The organism is Brevibacterium mcbrellneri ATCC 49030 (assembly GCF_000178455.1).
In the GTDB taxonomy this organism is placed as follows: domain Bacteria; phylum Actinomycetota; class Actinomycetes; order Actinomycetales; family Brevibacteriaceae; genus Brevibacterium; species Brevibacterium mcbrellneri.
The window spans coordinates 19741-35233 of the sequence record NZ_ADNU01000039.1; the positions used below are offsets into that span (position 1 = coordinate 19741).

Genomic DNA, 15493 nt, shown 5'->3' on the forward strand with positions numbered 1-15493 from the left:
TTTTTTCAGGGCGCCTGAGAACGCGTGGTGGCTTTAGCCCCACCCCAGTTCGTGCAGGCGTTCGTCGTCGATTCCGTAGTGGTGCGCGATTTCGTGGACGATCGTGATGTAGATCTGTTCGAGCAGATCTTCTTCATTGAGCGCGAAGTCAACGAGTTGTTCCTTGAACAGGGTGACGGTATCCGGTGGAACGAACCCGTAGTCAGAGCCACGCTCCGTCAGCGCGATTCCGTCGTAGACGCCCAACATGGGTGGCTCCCCTTCTGGGGATGTGTCCTCAACAAAGATGACCACATTGTCCATGTGTGCCTTCAACTCTTCAGGCATGAGTTCAAGCGCTTCCTCTACAAGCGCATCAAAGTCCTCATCGCTGATCTGTTCCACGCTTGAATCTTACGGAATCTGCTGGTTCATGTGGCCCGTGTTTCTGCGGAATTCATACGGAAAGACACCTGTCTTGCGTGGGGTGTTTTATATCACTCTTCACTCGTTTTGCATTCCACACTAGTTTCAGGCTAAGCTATCCAAGGTCCGAAAGACACCAGGTCGCAATTACGGTTGCGCAAGGTCGAATCGGCAGGCCCCCATCGTCTAGCGGCCTAGGACACCGCCCTTTCACGGCGGCGGCACGGGTTCAAATCCCGTTGGGGGTACGCAGTGGAAACATTCCATGCATATCAGGCCCTGTGGCGCAGTTGGTTAGCGCGCCGCCCTGTCACGGCGGAGGTCGCGGGTTCGAGTCCCGTCAGGGTCGCGGAGCACCTGGCTCTTCTGAAAAGAAGAGCCTTTGTTCTATGGTTAGCTAAGCGACCATGGCTCTGTAGCTCAGTTGGTAGAGCGTTCGACTGAAAATCGAAAGGTCACCGGATCGACGCCGGTCGGAGCCACAACATGAAGAGGCCTTGTTACCCAGCCTGACCTGGGAAAACGAGGCCTCTTAACTTTTGCCACGGCTCCGGGCCACACACCTTGATAGTGTGACTTACAATAAAGTGGATGCCCATCCCCCCTCAGGAGTCCCCGTGCGAAAACTGTTCGCTGCTATCGCTGTCACTCTGTGCGCTGCCTTAAGTGTTTCCGCTTGTACCAGCAAGGAAGCCGGATCCAACTCCAGCGGAAACAACGAACAACCAGCTCCTGGCGCCCCGAACCCGGACGCAACACCGGGCATCCAGACCATCGACGGGTATAAGACGGACGCACGCTTGGGAGACGGGCTGGCTCACATCGATCTGGAGCTTCCCTGGTCAGACGGTGGCCCTGAGCTCATGACCAAAGGGCGCTTCCAGGTCCTCTCCCTAGACCGTAAGGGCGACAACGTGCGCATGGTCGCGGCATGGCTCGAACCAGAGTCGGGCCCATTCATGGGTTCCCGTGCTCTGGCAAGTGGCATGGACGCTCTTAATTATTCGCCCACCACCAAGCTTTGGGACCCTCAGACCAACGAGATCATCTCCCCGCTTCAGCTCAATGATGAATCAAACAGGGACAAGTGCCACTGTTCAGGCATTCACTCTCGTTCCAGTGATGTTCCCACCACGAAGGAACGTGTCGAACTCTTCTGGGTCGACTTCCCAGCACCGGCAAACAAAGAAGTCCGGGTTATCCCCAGTGAGTGGAGTGGCCCCATCGACCAACCCGTCACCATCACCGACAACCAACCGTTCAACAACCCAGCCCCCGACATTGCCACATTTGCTGACAATGAGGACCCGGCCGACGAATACGGTTCACCAGAGGCCAAGCGATACATCGACAAACTCCAGGACAAAACAGAATCTTTACTAGGTTCATCGACAACCACAGCCGATGCAACTACCGCGCTGAACATCACGGCCGACGTCCTCTTCGACTTCGACAAATCCGAGATTAATGACAAAGGTCATAAGGTCCTTGGCAACGTCGCTAAGACTCTTAACCAACAGGCAGCCGGCCAAACCGTGAAAGTCGTAGGCCACACCGACGCAAAAGGCGACGAAAACTACAACAAGAAACTTTCCGAAGACCGCGCAAAAGCAGTTCAAAAAGAACTCCAGCCTCAACTCAACAACGTGAAACTCGAAACCGAAGGCCGTGGCGAAACACAACCCATCGCAAAGAACTTCGACGACAAAGGCAACGACCTCGAAGCTAACCAGGCCAAAAACCGGCGCGTCAGCTTCGAGTTCAAACCCACCGACACTGAAGACCTTCAAGTCGACACCGGGCAACACACAAAGGACGTACCCAAAGTAAAGAGCACCACTCCACCCGACGGGGCACTTGCTTCAGCAGAGTTCTTCCTACCCGAGAGCCACGACAACCCCATCCGCGTCGACATCAACAAAGTCGCCGAAAAGGACGGCTATGTCCGCCTCGACTATGGCTTCTCGGTCACCGGCAACACACCCAACTTTTCCTACTTCAGCGGAGTGCCCGGAAATACCGAGTTCCAGTTCGGACTCAACGACTTCACCGGCGGTCTCGCCCCGTCCAGCGGATACGTCTCCCTCATCGATTCCAACAACATCATGCACTTCTCACCGCAAGCAGCCGGACGCGGATGCCTGTGTACTGAAGCGACCGGCACCGACCGCGCTGGTTACTCCACGCCAGCGCCCATGTACGGATACTTCCCCAAGAAACTGCTTGACGAAGGCAAGGTCACACTCCGTATCGGAGACTCCGGAAAGTGGGACATCGACCTCAAAGACCTCGAAGCCCGTTCCAAGTAACAGACCGCAGACCAAAGCCAGCAAGAAACCTCCCACAGAACATAGCCAAGCCTTTCCTCGCTAGAACACCCACACCTCGGGCGCATACAGTGGATATATGGCAGAGATCAAGGACAACGGGCCTCACCCGTACGCAGTCAACATTGAAGAAGTCACCCTAGAAAACGAAAACTTCCGCACCGCACTGTGGACTGGCGAGGAATTCCAGGTCACTCTCATGGAAATTCCCGTCGGTGGCGACGTAGGGCTGGAAGTCCACACCGAAAATGACCAGTTCCTGCGCCTCGAACAGGGCAAGGGACTCGCAAAGATGGGCCCCGCCAAGGACAACTTCACGTTTGAGCAGGAAGTGTCAGCCGACTGGGCCGTCATCGTCCCCAAGGGCGTGTGGCACAACATCGTCAACATCGGCGACGAACCCATGAAGCTGTACAGCATCTACGCGCCTGCCCACCACCCACACGGCACGGTACACAAGACGCAGGAAGAAGCAGAAGAAGCTGAAGCCTACGAACACTGAGTTACACCTGATACTCAGGTAACCGGTATCTAGCCCGCCGAGGTCGTTCCCACCTTGCGCTGTTAAGGAGGGAACGACCTCGGGCATGTTTTCTGCCACCACCAACCACCCCCGTAGGACAACGACCGTGAGCACAACCGACAAACTGTATTCAGCACTCGTGAAACGTGAGGCTGAAGCGGACATGCCTGAGCAAGCACGCTCACAAGTCGCATCCAACGGGCTCAAACTCATCGCGGCCAACGCCTTGCAGTCCTCCGGGGACCAAACGGTCAATGCGTCGACCGTGTTGCCGTGGCTGTTCTCAGCCCTGGGCGTACCGCCAGCGCTGGCTGGACTTCTGGTTCCGATTCGCGAATCCGGTTCGATGCTTCCGCAAGCAGCGCTCACTCCCCTGGTGGTGAAAGCGCGCTACCGCAAACACGTGTTCGTAGCCGGAGCGCTCACGCAGGCGGCCTCGGTGGCAGTGATGACGGGGACCGCTGTTTTCGCATCTGGGCTTGTGGCCGGGCTCATCATCATTGCCGCACTTGCAGTATTCTCTTTCGGCCGGTGCCTGTGCTCTATTGCATCTAAGGACGTGCAGGGTCGCACGATCCCTAAAGGTGAGCGCGGCCAGATCAACGGGCTTGCCACCACGGTTGCCGGGTTCGTGGCGATCACCTTGGGGCTTGCGATTCGTGTGTGGGGTGGCGATGACCTCACACCGCAGATGCTTGCCTGGATTCTGGGCTTAGGGGCAGTGCTGTGGGTGGGCGTAGCCGCCGTGTACATCGGCATTGACGAGCCCAGCGATACAGAGTCTTCGAAGTCCGCTTCTGCAAAATCTGCTCCCGCAAAGGCCACGCAGGATGCAAAGGCGTCCAACTGGTTCAACGACACCATCGACCTGTTGCGTACTGACAAGTTATTCCGGCATTTCTTCACGGTACGCTCACTCCTCTTGGTGTCCTCCCTGAGCCCGCCGTTCATTGTCATGCTTTCGGTGCAGTCAGGAGCCTCGGGCCTCACAGGGTTGGGCGGATTCGTGATCGCATCTGGGCTGGCGTCACTTTTAGGTGGCCGGATCTTTGGCCGATTTGCCGACAAATCAAGCAAGCGGCTCATGAGCATCGGCGCAGGAATTGCCTCCGCGATCATCCTGGCCACGATCCTCATCGCCTCTATCCCTGCTCTGACGGATCAGCACACGCTCATTAGTGTGGCGTTCGTTGTGGCGTATTTCCTCATCACGCTCATGCACACCGGTGTTCGTGTGGGGCGTAAAACATATGTGGTGGATATGGCCGAAGGTGATAAGCGCACAACGTATGTGGCCGTGTCCAACTCAGCTATGGGGCTCATTCTGTTGATCGTGGGTGGAGTCAGTTCAGCACTGGCGACAATCCACGTGTTCTACGCGCTGGGCTTCCTTGCAATCATGGGGTTGGTGGGCGTTTTCGCTGGAACCTCACTGCCCGATGTTTCACGCAAAAAATAGGCTCTGACACTCCGCACGGCGCTCACAACGCTCTGCCCAGCCGTGAAGGTTTCATCCCTCGACGCACAATTGCGTCACGCCAGCATGTGACCTATATTACAAACCAAGCCAGTAAACAGTGACTAACTGAAACAACACTCACGCGTTGCACGCAAAGGAGCGCCAATGACGTCGACCCAACTCTCCTACTCATCTGGACCTTCATCAGCACCCCTGTTAGGTGACACGATCGATGGGCACTTCCAAAAACTGGTTGCCTCCGACCCGCAGGCCATAGCCCTGATCGACCACCCCACAGGGCGCACATACACGTACGAGCAGCTCAACGAACAAGCCAACTTTTTGGCATATGGCCTGATCGAACGTGGCATCAAGAAAGGCGACCGAGTAGGCATTTGGGCACAAAACCTTCCCGAATGGGTCATCGTCATGTACGCATGCGCCAAACTGGGCGCAATTCTGGTCAACATCAACCCGGCATACCGCGCCCACGAACTTGAATACGTGGTCAAACAGTCCGGTATGAGCATGCTCATCAGCCAAATTTCGGCACCCCCACACTCCGACTTCGTGGCCATTGCCCGCGAAGTTAACACGCAAGTGCCCGGTCTCCAACTCGTCTACATCGACACGCCAAACCCCAACCACAACCCAGAAACCACCTCGGCGCCCACCCCACACACCCACACCGAACACACCCGCAACCCCGCCGAACTCCTTTCCACCCTGCTGACGCGAGGCAATGAACTCGCACAGACCTCGGGCGCCAAAATGGCCCAGCGCCTCGAAGCGATCTCCCACGAACTCAACGCCGACGACCCCGTCAACTTGCAGTACACCTCGGGAACTACCGGGTTCCCTAAAGGTGTGACCCTGACCCACCACAACTTGCTCAACAACGGGTACTTCATCGGTGAGCTCTTAAGCTACACGCCGGCCGACCGCGTGTGCCTTCCCGTGCCGTTCTTCCACTGTTTTGGCATGGTGATCGGGATTCTGGCGGCCTACTCGCACGGCTCCACCGCCATCATCCCCAACCCCGGTTTCAACCCGCAGAAAACCCTGGAAACCGTCACCGCACACAAGGCCACCTCACTGTACGGCGTGCCCACCATGTTCATCGCGGAACTGGAGTTGGAGAACTTTGGGGACTACGACCTCGGCACCCTGCGCACGGGCGTGATGGCCGGCTCCACGTGCCCGGTGGAGGTTATGAACAAGGTCATTGATCGGATGAATATGGCCGAGGTGGCAATCTGTTACGGCATGACCGAAACTTCCCCTGTGTCCACGATGACGCGTGCCGACGATTCGATTGAGCGTCGCACTCAGACCGTTGGCCGAGTCATGCCTCACGTAGAGGTGAAGGTCGCCGACCCTGTCACGGGACTGCCGTTGCCACGCGGGCAGAAAGGCGAGCTGTGCACGCGCGGGTACTCGGTGATGCGTGGGTACTGGAACGAACCAGACAAGACCGCTGAAGCCATTGACGACGCCGGGTGGATGCACACGGGCGACCTCGCCATCATGGACGAAGACGGCTACCTGGACATCTCCGGCCGCATTAAAGACATGGTGATTCGCGGGGGTGAAAACATTTACCCGCGTGAAATCGAGGAGTTCCTCTACACGCACCCCGCAATTCGCGATGTTCAGGTGGTGGGTGTGCCGGACTCCACGTACGGCGAAGAGCTCCTGGCATGGGTGATTTTGCGGGACCCCACTGACACGCTGACCGCCGAGGACGTCAAGGCTTTCGCTCAAGGCAAGCTCGCGCACTACAAGATTCCGCGCTATGTGGAAGTACGGACGGAGTTCCCCATGACGGTGTCCGGAAAGATCCGCAAAGTGGAGTTGCGCGCTGAAGGTGCACAGCTCATTGAGGGCAAATAACGCTGGGTAGCGCCACTATTACGGTCGTTAGCGGCGCCGACCACTGTTGTTAGCCTCGTTTAGCGGCGCTGCCCGTTGTTGTTGGAGTTGTTGTTAGCCGGGACGGTCGCAGGAGCCGGCGCTGGGGCAGGCGATGTCACGCGCGCAATGTTGTTCGCAGTAGCGAAGACCTTTTGCACGTAGTCATCTGAGTCGTTGTATGCGCGAATTGCTTTGTCCCAACCGACCGACGTTCCTATGTTGCCTGATTGGCACAGGTACGCGACTGCGGTGACGGTAGCGTCGTCGATGTTGTTGGGGTTGGTACGGCCGTCCCCGTTTCCGTCTTTGGCCATGCTCTGCCAGGTCTGCGGCAAGAACTGCATGGGCCCTACTGCACGGTCAAATTCGGTGTCGCCGTCCAGGCGCCCTTTGTCGGTGTCATTGATGCGCTTGAACCCTTGACCGTTGAGCTGAGGGCCCAGAATGTCCTTATCAGCGTTGCCGTCGTCTTTAATCGAGGCTCCGCCCAGGCGACCGTGGTTGGACTCAATGGCACCGATCGCTGCCAGGGTGTTCCAGTTGAGGTTGCACGACGGGTACTCGCGCGCACCCCACAGCGTGGCCCCAACGTAGGCCTGCAGAACGCGACGCGGAATGTTGGTTTTCTCCGACGTGTCGTCCAGCCAGTCCAGCGACAGATCAGCTTTGGCAACGGCAGCGGGGTCCGCGGTAGGTGTTGCGGTTGGATCGTCACCTGCACCGTCCAACGAATCTGGTGTGGGCAGTGGCGCGGGGTCCGGCGTCTGTGATCCCGCCGCTTGGCTACTGTCTGGCTGGAGGGACAGTTTAGTGATCACAACACCGGATCCCACCAAGAGGCCCAGCGCCAAGAGTCCTGCGATCGCAACGAACACTTTAGAGCCGGTGCCCATCAGTACCTCCTGCTGTTCAGTACGACCATGACGATGAAGCCAATCAGAATGGCAGCAAGTACGATTCCAACGATGGAAATGGTCCACCATTCGTCGCCCAGCTGTCCTTTAGCCTGGTCAATGTTCTTGTCGTGTGGCTTGGCCTCAGTCTGTTCCGACTCATCGTCGGATGGCTGCAACAGATTCTGTTGCACGGCACTGCCGGCGCATGTGCTCAGGATGTTAGACGTGACCAATGATCGGGCGGTGTCGGTCGTGTCACCTACCGCGAACTTCATGGTGTAGCCCTTTGAGCCCACTTTGAGTTCAATTTCGTATTCGCCCACTTTGTTGAAACCGAATGTGAGCGCACCGCTTTCCCCTGCAGCGAATTTTCCGGTGTCGCCGTCGCTAAGCCCAGCCCCGTCTGTTTCGGGGCCAAACACGATTGCGTCACCCGTGCCACTGATCTGACGCATGCTGATCTCGACTTCGTCGTTGCTTCCCGAGGTGTTCCATTCGAAGGACGGGGCACTTGCCCCAGCGCCACCGGTTGCCCAGTAGCTTCCCTGCGGGTCTACGAAGTCGGTGATTCCGGCTTGCGCTGTACGGGTTGCGGACTGCGAGATCACCGAGGTCGAACCTGCTGGCACCGAACGGGTGCCCTTGCGATTGCTCACTTTGATGTTGTCTGCCGTGTGGAAGACAAAGTTTCCGGAGCGGAGTTGCTGTTCGTCTTCAACGTTGGCGGGGCACAGTTTCACACCGGACGGCGCGCGCACAATCTTGATTTTGGGGTCGGCGGTGGGGGTTGCCGAGGCCCCTTCCGTGGCTCCTTCTGTCGTGGCTTCGTCTGTTGCGTCGTCCCTAGTCTCGACCGCTGCGGGATCTTTTGGTTCTGGCGTTTCTGTTGCCTCTGTTGCCTTTGTTGGCGTGGATGTCACCTTTGGTGTCGCCGAGTTCGTTGGAGTTCCCGTTGGCCCAGGAGTGGGCTCTTCGTCCTTCACATAAGGCGTGGTGATGGGGAACCGGAGTCCAGCGTTATTATCCAGTGCGGACGTTTTACAGTCGACCGTCGCCGGGTCCGCTCCACCGACCGCGAACTTGAGGATCCCAGCGAAGTCGGTCCATTCGTCTGGAGCGCCGACTTTGGTCAAGGATCGGGTTCCGTACCCCACGCAGTACACACCCGGCTTGCTGAACTTCCAGGTGGCGAACAGGTCACGCGAGGCGTTGGAGCGGTGGCGCACTTTGCTGACCGTGTTGCGTCGCAGTTCGAGCGATCCGGCCCATTCTTTCGGTTCAGACGATTCAATGGCAGGTTTCTTCCCTGGTTTGGGTTCGTCTTTGACCGGCTTCTTGGTGTGAGGGTTGACTGTGCCGTTGCGGTAGTAGGCGGTTGCGCCTTCAGGTGCGTCGATGAGGTTGAACTGGAATTGTTGCAGAGGTGTGTCTCCGCTGAAGGAGAACCCGAGGTCACTGGTATCCTTCTCAACCTCGTAGTACGGTTCTTTGGTCGTGGAGTCGGCTTTTCCTGCCGGATCCAGTGGCGTCATCTGCGCGCCGGCTTCGCTTGGCCTTGGCGTGTTCTTGGCGTCGCAGTCCACGGTGATGCTCTGGGCAGCTTCCTTCCAGTCTTTCCCGACAGCAATGGTCAGGTTGCTGGTTTTCTGCGTGAGGGTGGGGGCGGTTGCTGGGAATGAGTTTCCCAGCTGGAATGTTTCACGGACGTGTGAAACCGTCACAGCTACGCAGAACACGGAAACGTCCGGTTCCTCTGGATCCGGGGTTGGTTCCGCGCCAGGAGTGGCGTTCTGTGAGGGGGTTTCGGAGGCATTCTCGGTGGACTGCCCGCTTTGTGTGGGGGTTGGTTCAGGTGTCGCCGAGGTCGTTGGAGTTGGTTCGATCCCGGGAGTTTCCGCGAGGTCTTCTACTTCAGTGAGTTCCCATGTAAGTGGGTACTCGTGGTCGACATCGAACGCGCGGGAAGGGTTGGAGCTGGTTGGCGAGTAGGTGGAGACTTTGTGCTTGGTTGCGCTCGAGGTAATGTCGACGCGCGCGCCGGATTTCTTCTCACCGTTAGGCTTGACTGCCTTTGCGCCCGTAATAGAAACGCTTACTGGTTGGTCTTGGGGCGTGAGACCGTGAGACCGGATGACCGATTCGAATGTGCCGTACTCGGCTCCAATAATGACGTCGCTTGCGGGCAAGACCTTGTCTTGGCCACGTGGGGCTTCGATAGTAAGGCCGTCCTCGCCGACCCTCAGCGAGGGTTGGTCGAGGAGCTTGCGGTCCTTTGCACTGTCTGCCGGTTGCGTGTCCGACCGTTCGTTAGAAACGATCGTGGGCGCTGCCTCGACAAAGTGTCCAGGCATGATGACAAGTGCAAGTACCGCGGCCGCTACTGCGGGGATTGCGCCGGGCACTCGCGGACTGCGTAACATCCGCACGAGTATTCTCCTGAGGGGGCATGTGCCTTAAATGGCCAAGATCGAGTAGACCACACAAAGGTTAACACACAGGAAACTCACTGTTACGGCTAAACGTCCGCTAAGGGTACCACCAGCAGTAATACGAGCTCTGAAGTACTTGCTCCCCAGAGAATGCCCTCTACGACTCCATGAGTCGCGAACGAATAAGGAAGCGCTTTCCAGTTGGCGACTCAACCGAAAAGCCCGAGCCACGCCCCGTCACCACATCGACGGTAATGTGGGTGTGTTTCCAGTACTCGAACTGCGCTTTAGACATCCAAAACTCGCACTGCGCGGCCGCCTCTTCCACCTCGGGAAGGGTGAAAACCCCTAACAGTACATCACTGTCCCCGGTAATGAACTCCCCTGCCGGGTAACACATGGGCGCCGAACCGTCACAGCACCCACCCGACTGGTGAAACATCAGCTGCCCATGAACACCCGCCAGCTCTACCAGCAGGTCGACTGCTTCCTGAGTGAGGGCCACCCTGGAGTGATATTCGCCCGGGGGCGCCGGTGCCTCTAGTACCGGCGCCCCCGCTTGCGCGTTGCTCATTAGAACAGTCCAGTTGGCTGTTCAGAGTAGCTGACCAGCATGTTCTTGGTCTGCTGGTAGTGGCTGAGCATCATGAGGTGGTTCTCACGGCCAATACCAGAGTTCTTGTACCCACCGAACGCTGCGTGCGCTGGATACGTGTGGTAGTTGTTCACCCACACGCGCCCGGCCTGGATTTCACGGCCAGCCCTGTAAGCCGTGTTGGTGTTACGGCTCCACACACCTGACCCAAGACCGTACAACGTGTCATTGGCAATGCTCAGCGCTTCGTCGTAGTCCTTGAACGAAGTCAGCGCGAGCACCGGACCAAAGATTTCCTCTTGGAAGATGCGCATGCTGTTGTTCCCGCGGAACACCGTGGGCTGAACGTAGAAGCCACCGGCCAGATCGCCGTCAAGGTGAGCTTGCTCGCCACCGATGAGCACCTCGGCCCCTTCTTCCTTACCAATAGCCAGATACGACAGGATCTTTTCGAGCTGATCGTTGGACGCCTGCGCACCCACCATGGTGTTCGTATCCAGCGGGTTGCCTTGCACGAACTTCTTGACACGCTCAATACCGGCTTCGACGAATTCGTCGAAAATGCTTTCCTGCACCAAGGCGCGCGAAGGGCACGTACACACTTCACCCTGGTTGAGCCCGAACATGGCAAGACCTTCCACTGCCTTGTTGTAAAAGTCGTCCTTTTGCTGGGCCACGTCTTCGAAGAAGATGTTGGGGCTCTTACCACCCAGCTCCAGAGTGATGGGGATGAGGTTCTGGGACGCGTACTGCATGATGAGACGTCCCGTGGTGGTTTCACCCGTAAACGCAATCTTTGCGATGCGCGGGTTGGAGGCCAGCGGCTTACCGCATTCGACACCGAAACCGTTGACCACATTGACCACGCCGGGCGGCAGAAGGTCGCCCACGATTTCCATGAGAACCATGATGGAGGCTGGGGTTTGCTCGGCTGGCTTGAGCACAACTGCGTTACCGGCGGCCAACGCGGGGGCGAGTTTCCAGATGGCCATGAGGATCGGGAAGTTCCACGGGATGATCTGACCTACAACGCCCAGTGGCTCGTGGAAGTGGTACGCGACGGTGTCTTCGTCGAGCTGGGACAGGTGGCCTTCTTGCGTGCGGATCGCCGAGGCGAAGTAGCGCAAGTGGTCAGCGGCCAGAGGGATGTCAGCAGCGAGGGTTTCGCGGATTGGCTTGCCGTTGTCCCAGGTTTCAGCAACGGCGATCTTTTCGAGGTTTTCGTCGATGCGGTCTGCCATTGCGTGCAGGATTGCTGCGCGTTCTGCCGGGCTGGTCTTGCCCCACGCGGGCGCTGCTTTGTGAGCTGCATCGAGAGCTACCTCAACGTCGTCGGCGTTTGATTGAGCGGCTTCGCAGAAGACTTTTCCGGTGACGGGAGTGACGTTTTCGAAGTATTTTCCAGATTTTGGGGGGACCCATTCGCCACCAATGTAGTTGTCGTAGCGAGAGCGGAATTCGACTTTCGCGCCGTCGGTTCCTGGCTGAGCGTAAACGGTCATGGTACTCCTCGTTGAGTGTGTTTCCGCCTCCGATTCTGGAGACTTGTAGGCACTATAAGGGCAGACCAAAAACTGATCAATCGTTAAGTTTGATGTGGACTGGGGCCCGGTGTCAGCGGCGCGCATGGTCTAGGCGAGACGGTTCTACGCCACCTGCCAATCTATCTGGTCGCCGTTTTTAAATACAGAGATGGGAATGGGCTGTTCGAGTGTGAACTCATACGACCCGCCATTCGCAATCGTCTTTTCTGCCCGGTCTTTTTTCGCTGGGTCTGAGATTTTGAGGGGCGCAACCCCGTTCTTGGGATTACGGCCAAGATCGTAGCGACCGTGGTAGACAAACTGCTTGCGCACTTTGTCTACCATCGTCAGGTTGTATGCCGGAGGTTCTGTGATTGAATGCGTCCGCCCGTCCTCAAAGTACTCGATATGGAGGGCAAGGTAGGGTTCTTTCCCCATAGTGTCCGAAGTGCCAACATGCTTAGCCGTCACGGTCGCCCCGGTGATGCGTCCAGGGAGAGCGCCAGTGCGGAACACTTGCTTTGTGCCCTTGCGCATCCGGATGATCATGATCATTCCCAGAATGCCAACTGCCGGTATTGCCAGCATGATAAGGAAGGACCCATACTGAGGCCCGCCCGGTGGAAAGAAGTTTGAATCAAACATTGGGGTACTCCTTCTTACAGGGGTCCTTCTAGCAGGGATCCTTTTGCCGTGCTCGGTTACCTTTTTTCCTTGATGGAACTGGCTTACGTCAGCCTAACGCGCCAATCACTATGATCACCAGCGTTCCGATGATGAGGTATGGCCCCAGAGCGATCGCAGTTTTCATGGTTGCTTTGCGCATGATCATCAGCACGACTCCCACCGCAAAGCCCAAGAGCATTCCGATGAACGGGCCCAAAAGTAGCGCGAACCAACTGTAGGTTCCCAGCACAGCCCCCATCGACAGGCCAAGCTTCACGTCACCGAACCCGAACGCTCCCCCAGCAACGATGAACATGACGAAGAACGCGGCGAACAAGATGAGCATGCCGGCACCACCTCGCAAGGCAGGCCCCCAGTCACCAGACGCCAGTCCCCCAACGATCAGCGCAATGACACTCGCACCTGCCGCCGGCAACGTCACCACATCGGGCAACCTGCGTTCAGCAAAGTCGATCGCAGTCAATATAGGGGAAACCGCCACAAACACAGCTGCCACGTACGCGCTCGGGTGGTTCCACCCGTACGCAACCAGGGTGACAACGGCCAGCACGCCACCGGCACCGAACAGCGCAACGAGCACCCACCTCGGCGGGTTCCACGTCTCTAACAGGCGGTAGCCACGGTCGGCGGGTTCCACCTCGGCGGGGTTCTGGGTAGATTCACCGGAATCCAGATCGTCATGATGCTCGCTCACTGCGCCACCTCCTCTTTTTGAGGTTTGCTGACCATGGAGGCAGCCGTAATGATAGCGCCCACAAAGAGCGCGTCGATGAGCAGCTCAACGAGTGCCAGTGAGTCGCTGGACAGGGTGGCGATCAAAGCGAAAGGGATGAGCGGGATGACCGCGCCTAACATGCCGGCTGGCACTAGGTTGAAGAGGATGCGGCGCAGTGGGGCATCGAGTTCCCACATGCGTTCAGCCGTCATTCTGGTGAGCCCAAAGCGCCAGAACAGCACCAGTGCGACGAAAAGCAGGCGTGTGAATCCGGTTCCTAGGTTGAGTGCGAGCGTGGGCCCCAGAATCACGGCTGCCACGAACGCGATAACGCTCACGGCGGCGTTCATCAGCAGGGATGCGTAGAATCCTTTTGCGTAAAACATCAGGACTCCGTCTCGCAGCTGACGAACGGTTCGAACTGTGCGTGCGGAAGGGCCAAGTCAGCGGCGTTGACTTCGCGGGCTTCCAGTCCGGCTGTGGATTCGTGCATGAGGGCGTGCTTGGTGAACGCTTCTGACAGGTTTTCTACGTCAAGATCCGCCGAGGTGGCAAAGGTCGTTTCTGTGACCACCGCGGTGTCTCGGGTACGGTCGCGCATGGCTGAGTACGGGTTTGTGGCCGCTTTACCTTCTGCCACGTCCTTGTCGAAAAGACCGGTTTTTAAAGTGTCGACCTTTACACCTTGAACGATTTTCTGGTCCACGAGCGCTTTGTAGGCTTCACGGTTGGTGGTTTGTTTGAGATCTAGCGTGTAGGAGCGGACAATAAAACTGTCCCCCTCGGTTTTCACCTTGGTGTCGACAGTGGCTCGCTTGAAATCTGAAGCTTTGATGACGCTCAGATTCCACGCTTCTGAGGCGGGCCCGGAAAAGGTGAGCGAATATGGCGAGCCGTCTGGTGCTTTTCGCACGTCCATTCGTAAAGCACCTGTGATGCCCAGAGTGGCAGCTAAGCGGTTCAACGACGGGGTGTCGTCTGCGGGGAGCTGAGTGACTAACGTTTGGGTAGTGTGCTGGTCACGTACGTTTTGGCTGATGACACCTTCAGAGATTTCGCCGGATGTAAACCGGGCACCTTCTGCCCACGGTTCGGCAGACTCTTTGGACACGAGGCCCAACTTGCCCATGAGTTTGGTGAAGCCCTTGTACATCCCGTCAGTGGTGGGGCCTACCCCGGCGTCGATCGCGCGGGGCAGCGAGGTGGATTCGTCGTACACGAACCGTTTGGCTTGTTCTTGGTCTGAAAATGAGTAGATGTCCACTCCCCCGTGCTGTGACGAGGTGGCGATTTTCACGGCCCCGTTGACCACGCCGGCAAGGTGCATTGGCTGTTTTGCAGGCGCGGTGGTGGAAAACGATGTGAGGCTGGATGATATTGCCTTGTCGCGTCCCACACCTGAGCACTGTGGCATCTGCCCTACGCTGGTCGAGCAACCTTCGCCGGAACATAGGCCGTCTGCCAGGGAGTATCCCAGGGGGCGGGCTATTGGTGTGGCGATGATTGCAAGTCCCGTGAGCACCGACAGCATGACGGTTCGTTGTTTGCGTAGGCGACGCGGGTCACGCGCTTTGGTTTTGAGATTCCGCTGGCGCGTTGAGGACAGTTTCAGTTTCATGGCTTTCGCACTCTGTGTGGGGATTCTGGGGTACGGGGGCTATGTTTCTTCTGCCAGGATAATACGAACACCCTGGTGGATGCCCCACTGCTCCAAAAGTCCGGGGTTGGCCTCTAGAACGGCGTGAGCGTTGCGGACGGGCATGTGCATGGTCCATGGTTTGAGGTCTTTCACGGTGAGCACTTGGCCGTCTTTGTCGATGTACGCCACTTCAAGTGGGCGGTTAAACCCAATAGAGTGCACGGAGCTACATGGCACGATCATGAGCGCTTCAGCGTCACTAAAGAACAGGCCACGGAGGCGGCGAAGTGCGGTCCCAGCGAGTTGGACCGTGTAGTGGGTGCCTTGCGGGGTTGTGAGGCAAACTTCGCGGGCTTTTTTGTTGAGGTCTTTCATACGTGT

At 57.7% G+C, this 15493-nt stretch carries 14 protein-coding genes and 3 tRNA genes; 7 read left to right on the forward strand and 10 right to left on the reverse strand.

Annotated features, from left to right (window positions below; genetic code table 11):
- Positions 1-33: 33 nt before the first annotated feature.
- Positions 34-384, reverse strand: coding sequence for a metallopeptidase family protein (locus HMPREF0183_RS06475; RefSeq protein WP_005884158.1), 351 nt, complete (start codon positions 382-384; stop codon positions 34-36).
- A 196-nt stretch (positions 385-580) separates the two neighbouring features.
- Between HMPREF0183_RS06475 and HMPREF0183_RS06480 the strand changes: the two genes are divergently transcribed.
- The 7 genes from HMPREF0183_RS06480 to HMPREF0183_RS06510 all read left to right on the forward strand — a co-directional run bounded on the left by HMPREF0183_RS06480 (position 581) and on the right by HMPREF0183_RS06510 (position 6607).
- Positions 581-653 (forward strand) — tRNA-Glu (locus HMPREF0183_RS06480).
- Positions 654-680: 27 nt separating this feature from the next.
- Positions 681-754: transfer RNA gene (locus HMPREF0183_RS06485), tRNA-Asp, on the forward strand.
- A gap of 60 nt (positions 755-814) precedes the next feature.
- Positions 815-887: transfer RNA gene (locus tag HMPREF0183_RS06490), tRNA-Phe, on the forward strand.
- Between the two features lie 135 nt (positions 888-1022).
- Positions 1023-2714, forward strand: a complete 1692-nt coding sequence (locus HMPREF0183_RS12120) for an OmpA family protein (RefSeq protein ID WP_005884160.1) — start codon at positions 1023-1025, stop codon at positions 2712-2714.
- A 97-nt stretch (positions 2715-2811) separates the two neighbouring features.
- A complete protein-coding gene (locus HMPREF0183_RS06500; RefSeq protein WP_005884162.1) occupies positions 2812-3234 on the forward strand; it encodes a cupin domain-containing protein in 423 nt (140 codons plus the stop codon).
- A 127-nt stretch (positions 3235-3361) separates the two neighbouring features.
- A complete protein-coding gene (locus HMPREF0183_RS06505; RefSeq protein WP_040348420.1) occupies positions 3362-4714 on the forward strand; it encodes an MFS transporter in 1353 nt (450 codons plus the stop codon).
- Between the two features lie 165 nt (positions 4715-4879).
- The gene (locus HMPREF0183_RS06510) at positions 4880-6607 is read left to right on the forward strand and encodes an AMP-binding protein (protein WP_005884166.1); all 1728 of its coding nucleotides are present in this window, start codon (positions 4880-4882) and stop codon (positions 6605-6607) included.
- Positions 6608-6666: 59 nt separating this feature from the next.
- Here HMPREF0183_RS06510 and HMPREF0183_RS06515 read toward each other — a convergent pair whose 3' ends face one another.
- The 9 genes from HMPREF0183_RS06515 to HMPREF0183_RS06555 all read right to left on the reverse strand — a co-directional run bounded on the left by HMPREF0183_RS06515 (position 6667) and on the right by HMPREF0183_RS06555 (position 15487).
- Positions 6667-7521, reverse strand: coding sequence for a lytic transglycosylase domain-containing protein (locus HMPREF0183_RS06515; RefSeq protein WP_005884168.1), 855 nt, complete (start codon positions 7519-7521; stop codon positions 6667-6669).
- Positions 7521-9950 (reverse strand): hypothetical protein, encoded by a 2430-nt coding sequence (locus HMPREF0183_RS06520; protein ID WP_156798186.1) that lies wholly within the window; start codon positions 9948-9950, stop codon positions 7521-7523. The genes HMPREF0183_RS06515 and HMPREF0183_RS06520 overlap by 1 nt, the downstream gene beginning before the upstream one ends.
- 160 nt (positions 9951-10110) lie before the next feature.
- On the reverse strand, positions 10111-10527 hold the full coding sequence (locus HMPREF0183_RS06525) for a DUF779 domain-containing protein (protein WP_005884172.1): 417 nt from the start codon (positions 10525-10527) through the stop codon (positions 10111-10113).
- Complete coding sequence (gene exaC, locus HMPREF0183_RS06530) at positions 10527-12050, reverse strand: acetaldehyde dehydrogenase ExaC (protein ID WP_005884174.1); 1524 nt, start codon at positions 12048-12050, stop codon at positions 10527-10529. The genes HMPREF0183_RS06525 and exaC overlap by 1 nt, the downstream gene beginning before the upstream one ends.
- A gap of 144 nt (positions 12051-12194) precedes the next feature.
- Complete coding sequence (locus HMPREF0183_RS06535; protein WP_005884177.1) at positions 12195-12716, reverse strand: hypothetical protein; 522 nt, start codon at positions 12714-12716, stop codon at positions 12195-12197.
- 88 nt (positions 12717-12804) lie between these two features.
- A complete protein-coding gene (locus HMPREF0183_RS12125) occupies positions 12805-13452 on the reverse strand; it encodes a prepilin peptidase (protein WP_005884180.1) in 648 nt (215 codons plus the stop codon).
- Positions 13449-13859 (reverse strand): hypothetical protein, encoded by a 411-nt coding sequence (locus tag HMPREF0183_RS06545; protein ID WP_005884182.1) that lies wholly within the window; start codon positions 13857-13859, stop codon positions 13449-13451. The genes HMPREF0183_RS12125 and HMPREF0183_RS06545 overlap by 4 nt, the downstream gene beginning before the upstream one ends.
- On the reverse strand, positions 13859-15091 hold the full coding sequence (locus HMPREF0183_RS06550) for a hypothetical protein (protein WP_040348402.1): 1233 nt from the start codon (positions 15089-15091) through the stop codon (positions 13859-13861). Before HMPREF0183_RS06550 ends, HMPREF0183_RS06545 begins: the two co-directional genes overlap by 1 nt.
- Positions 15092-15130: 39 nt before the next feature.
- On the reverse strand, positions 15131-15487 hold the full coding sequence (locus HMPREF0183_RS06555; RefSeq protein WP_005884186.1) for a DUF192 domain-containing protein: 357 nt from the start codon (positions 15485-15487) through the stop codon (positions 15131-15133).
- Positions 15488-15493 lie beyond the last annotated feature (6 nt).

Excerpts from the sequence above, each read along its gene's own strand:
- HMPREF0183_RS06525 (WP_005884172.1), bottom strand. The coding sequence starts at position 10,527 with ATGAGCAACGCGCAAGCGGGGGCGCCGGTACTAGAGGCACCGGCGCCC.
- exaC (WP_005884174.1), bottom strand. The coding sequence starts at position 12,050 with ATGACCGTTTACGCTCAGCCAGGAACCGACGGCGCGAAAGTCGAATTC.
- HMPREF0183_RS06545 (WP_005884182.1), bottom strand. The coding sequence starts at position 13,859 with ATGTTTTACGCAAAAGGATTCTACGCATCCCTGCTGATGAACGCCGCC.
- HMPREF0183_RS06515 (WP_005884168.1), bottom strand. The coding sequence starts at position 7,521 with ATGGGCACCGGCTCTAAAGTGTTCGTTGCGATCGCAGGACTCTTGGCG.
- HMPREF0183_RS06550 (WP_040348402.1), bottom strand. The coding sequence starts at position 15,091 with ATGAAACTGAAACTGTCCTCAACGCGCCAGCGGAATCTCAAAACCAAA.
- HMPREF0183_RS06555 (WP_005884186.1), bottom strand. The coding sequence starts at position 15,487 with ATGAAAGACCTCAACAAAAAAGCCCGCGAAGTTTGCCTCACAACCCCG.
- HMPREF0183_RS06535 (WP_005884177.1), bottom strand. The coding sequence starts at position 12,716 with ATGTTTGATTCAAACTTCTTTCCACCGGGCGGGCCTCAGTATGGGTCC.
- HMPREF0183_RS06500 (WP_005884162.1), top strand. The coding sequence starts at position 2,812 with ATGGCAGAGATCAAGGACAACGGGCCTCACCCGTACGCAGTCAACATT.
- HMPREF0183_RS06510 (WP_005884166.1), top strand. The coding sequence starts at position 4,880 with ATGACGTCGACCCAACTCTCCTACTCATCTGGACCTTCATCAGCACCC.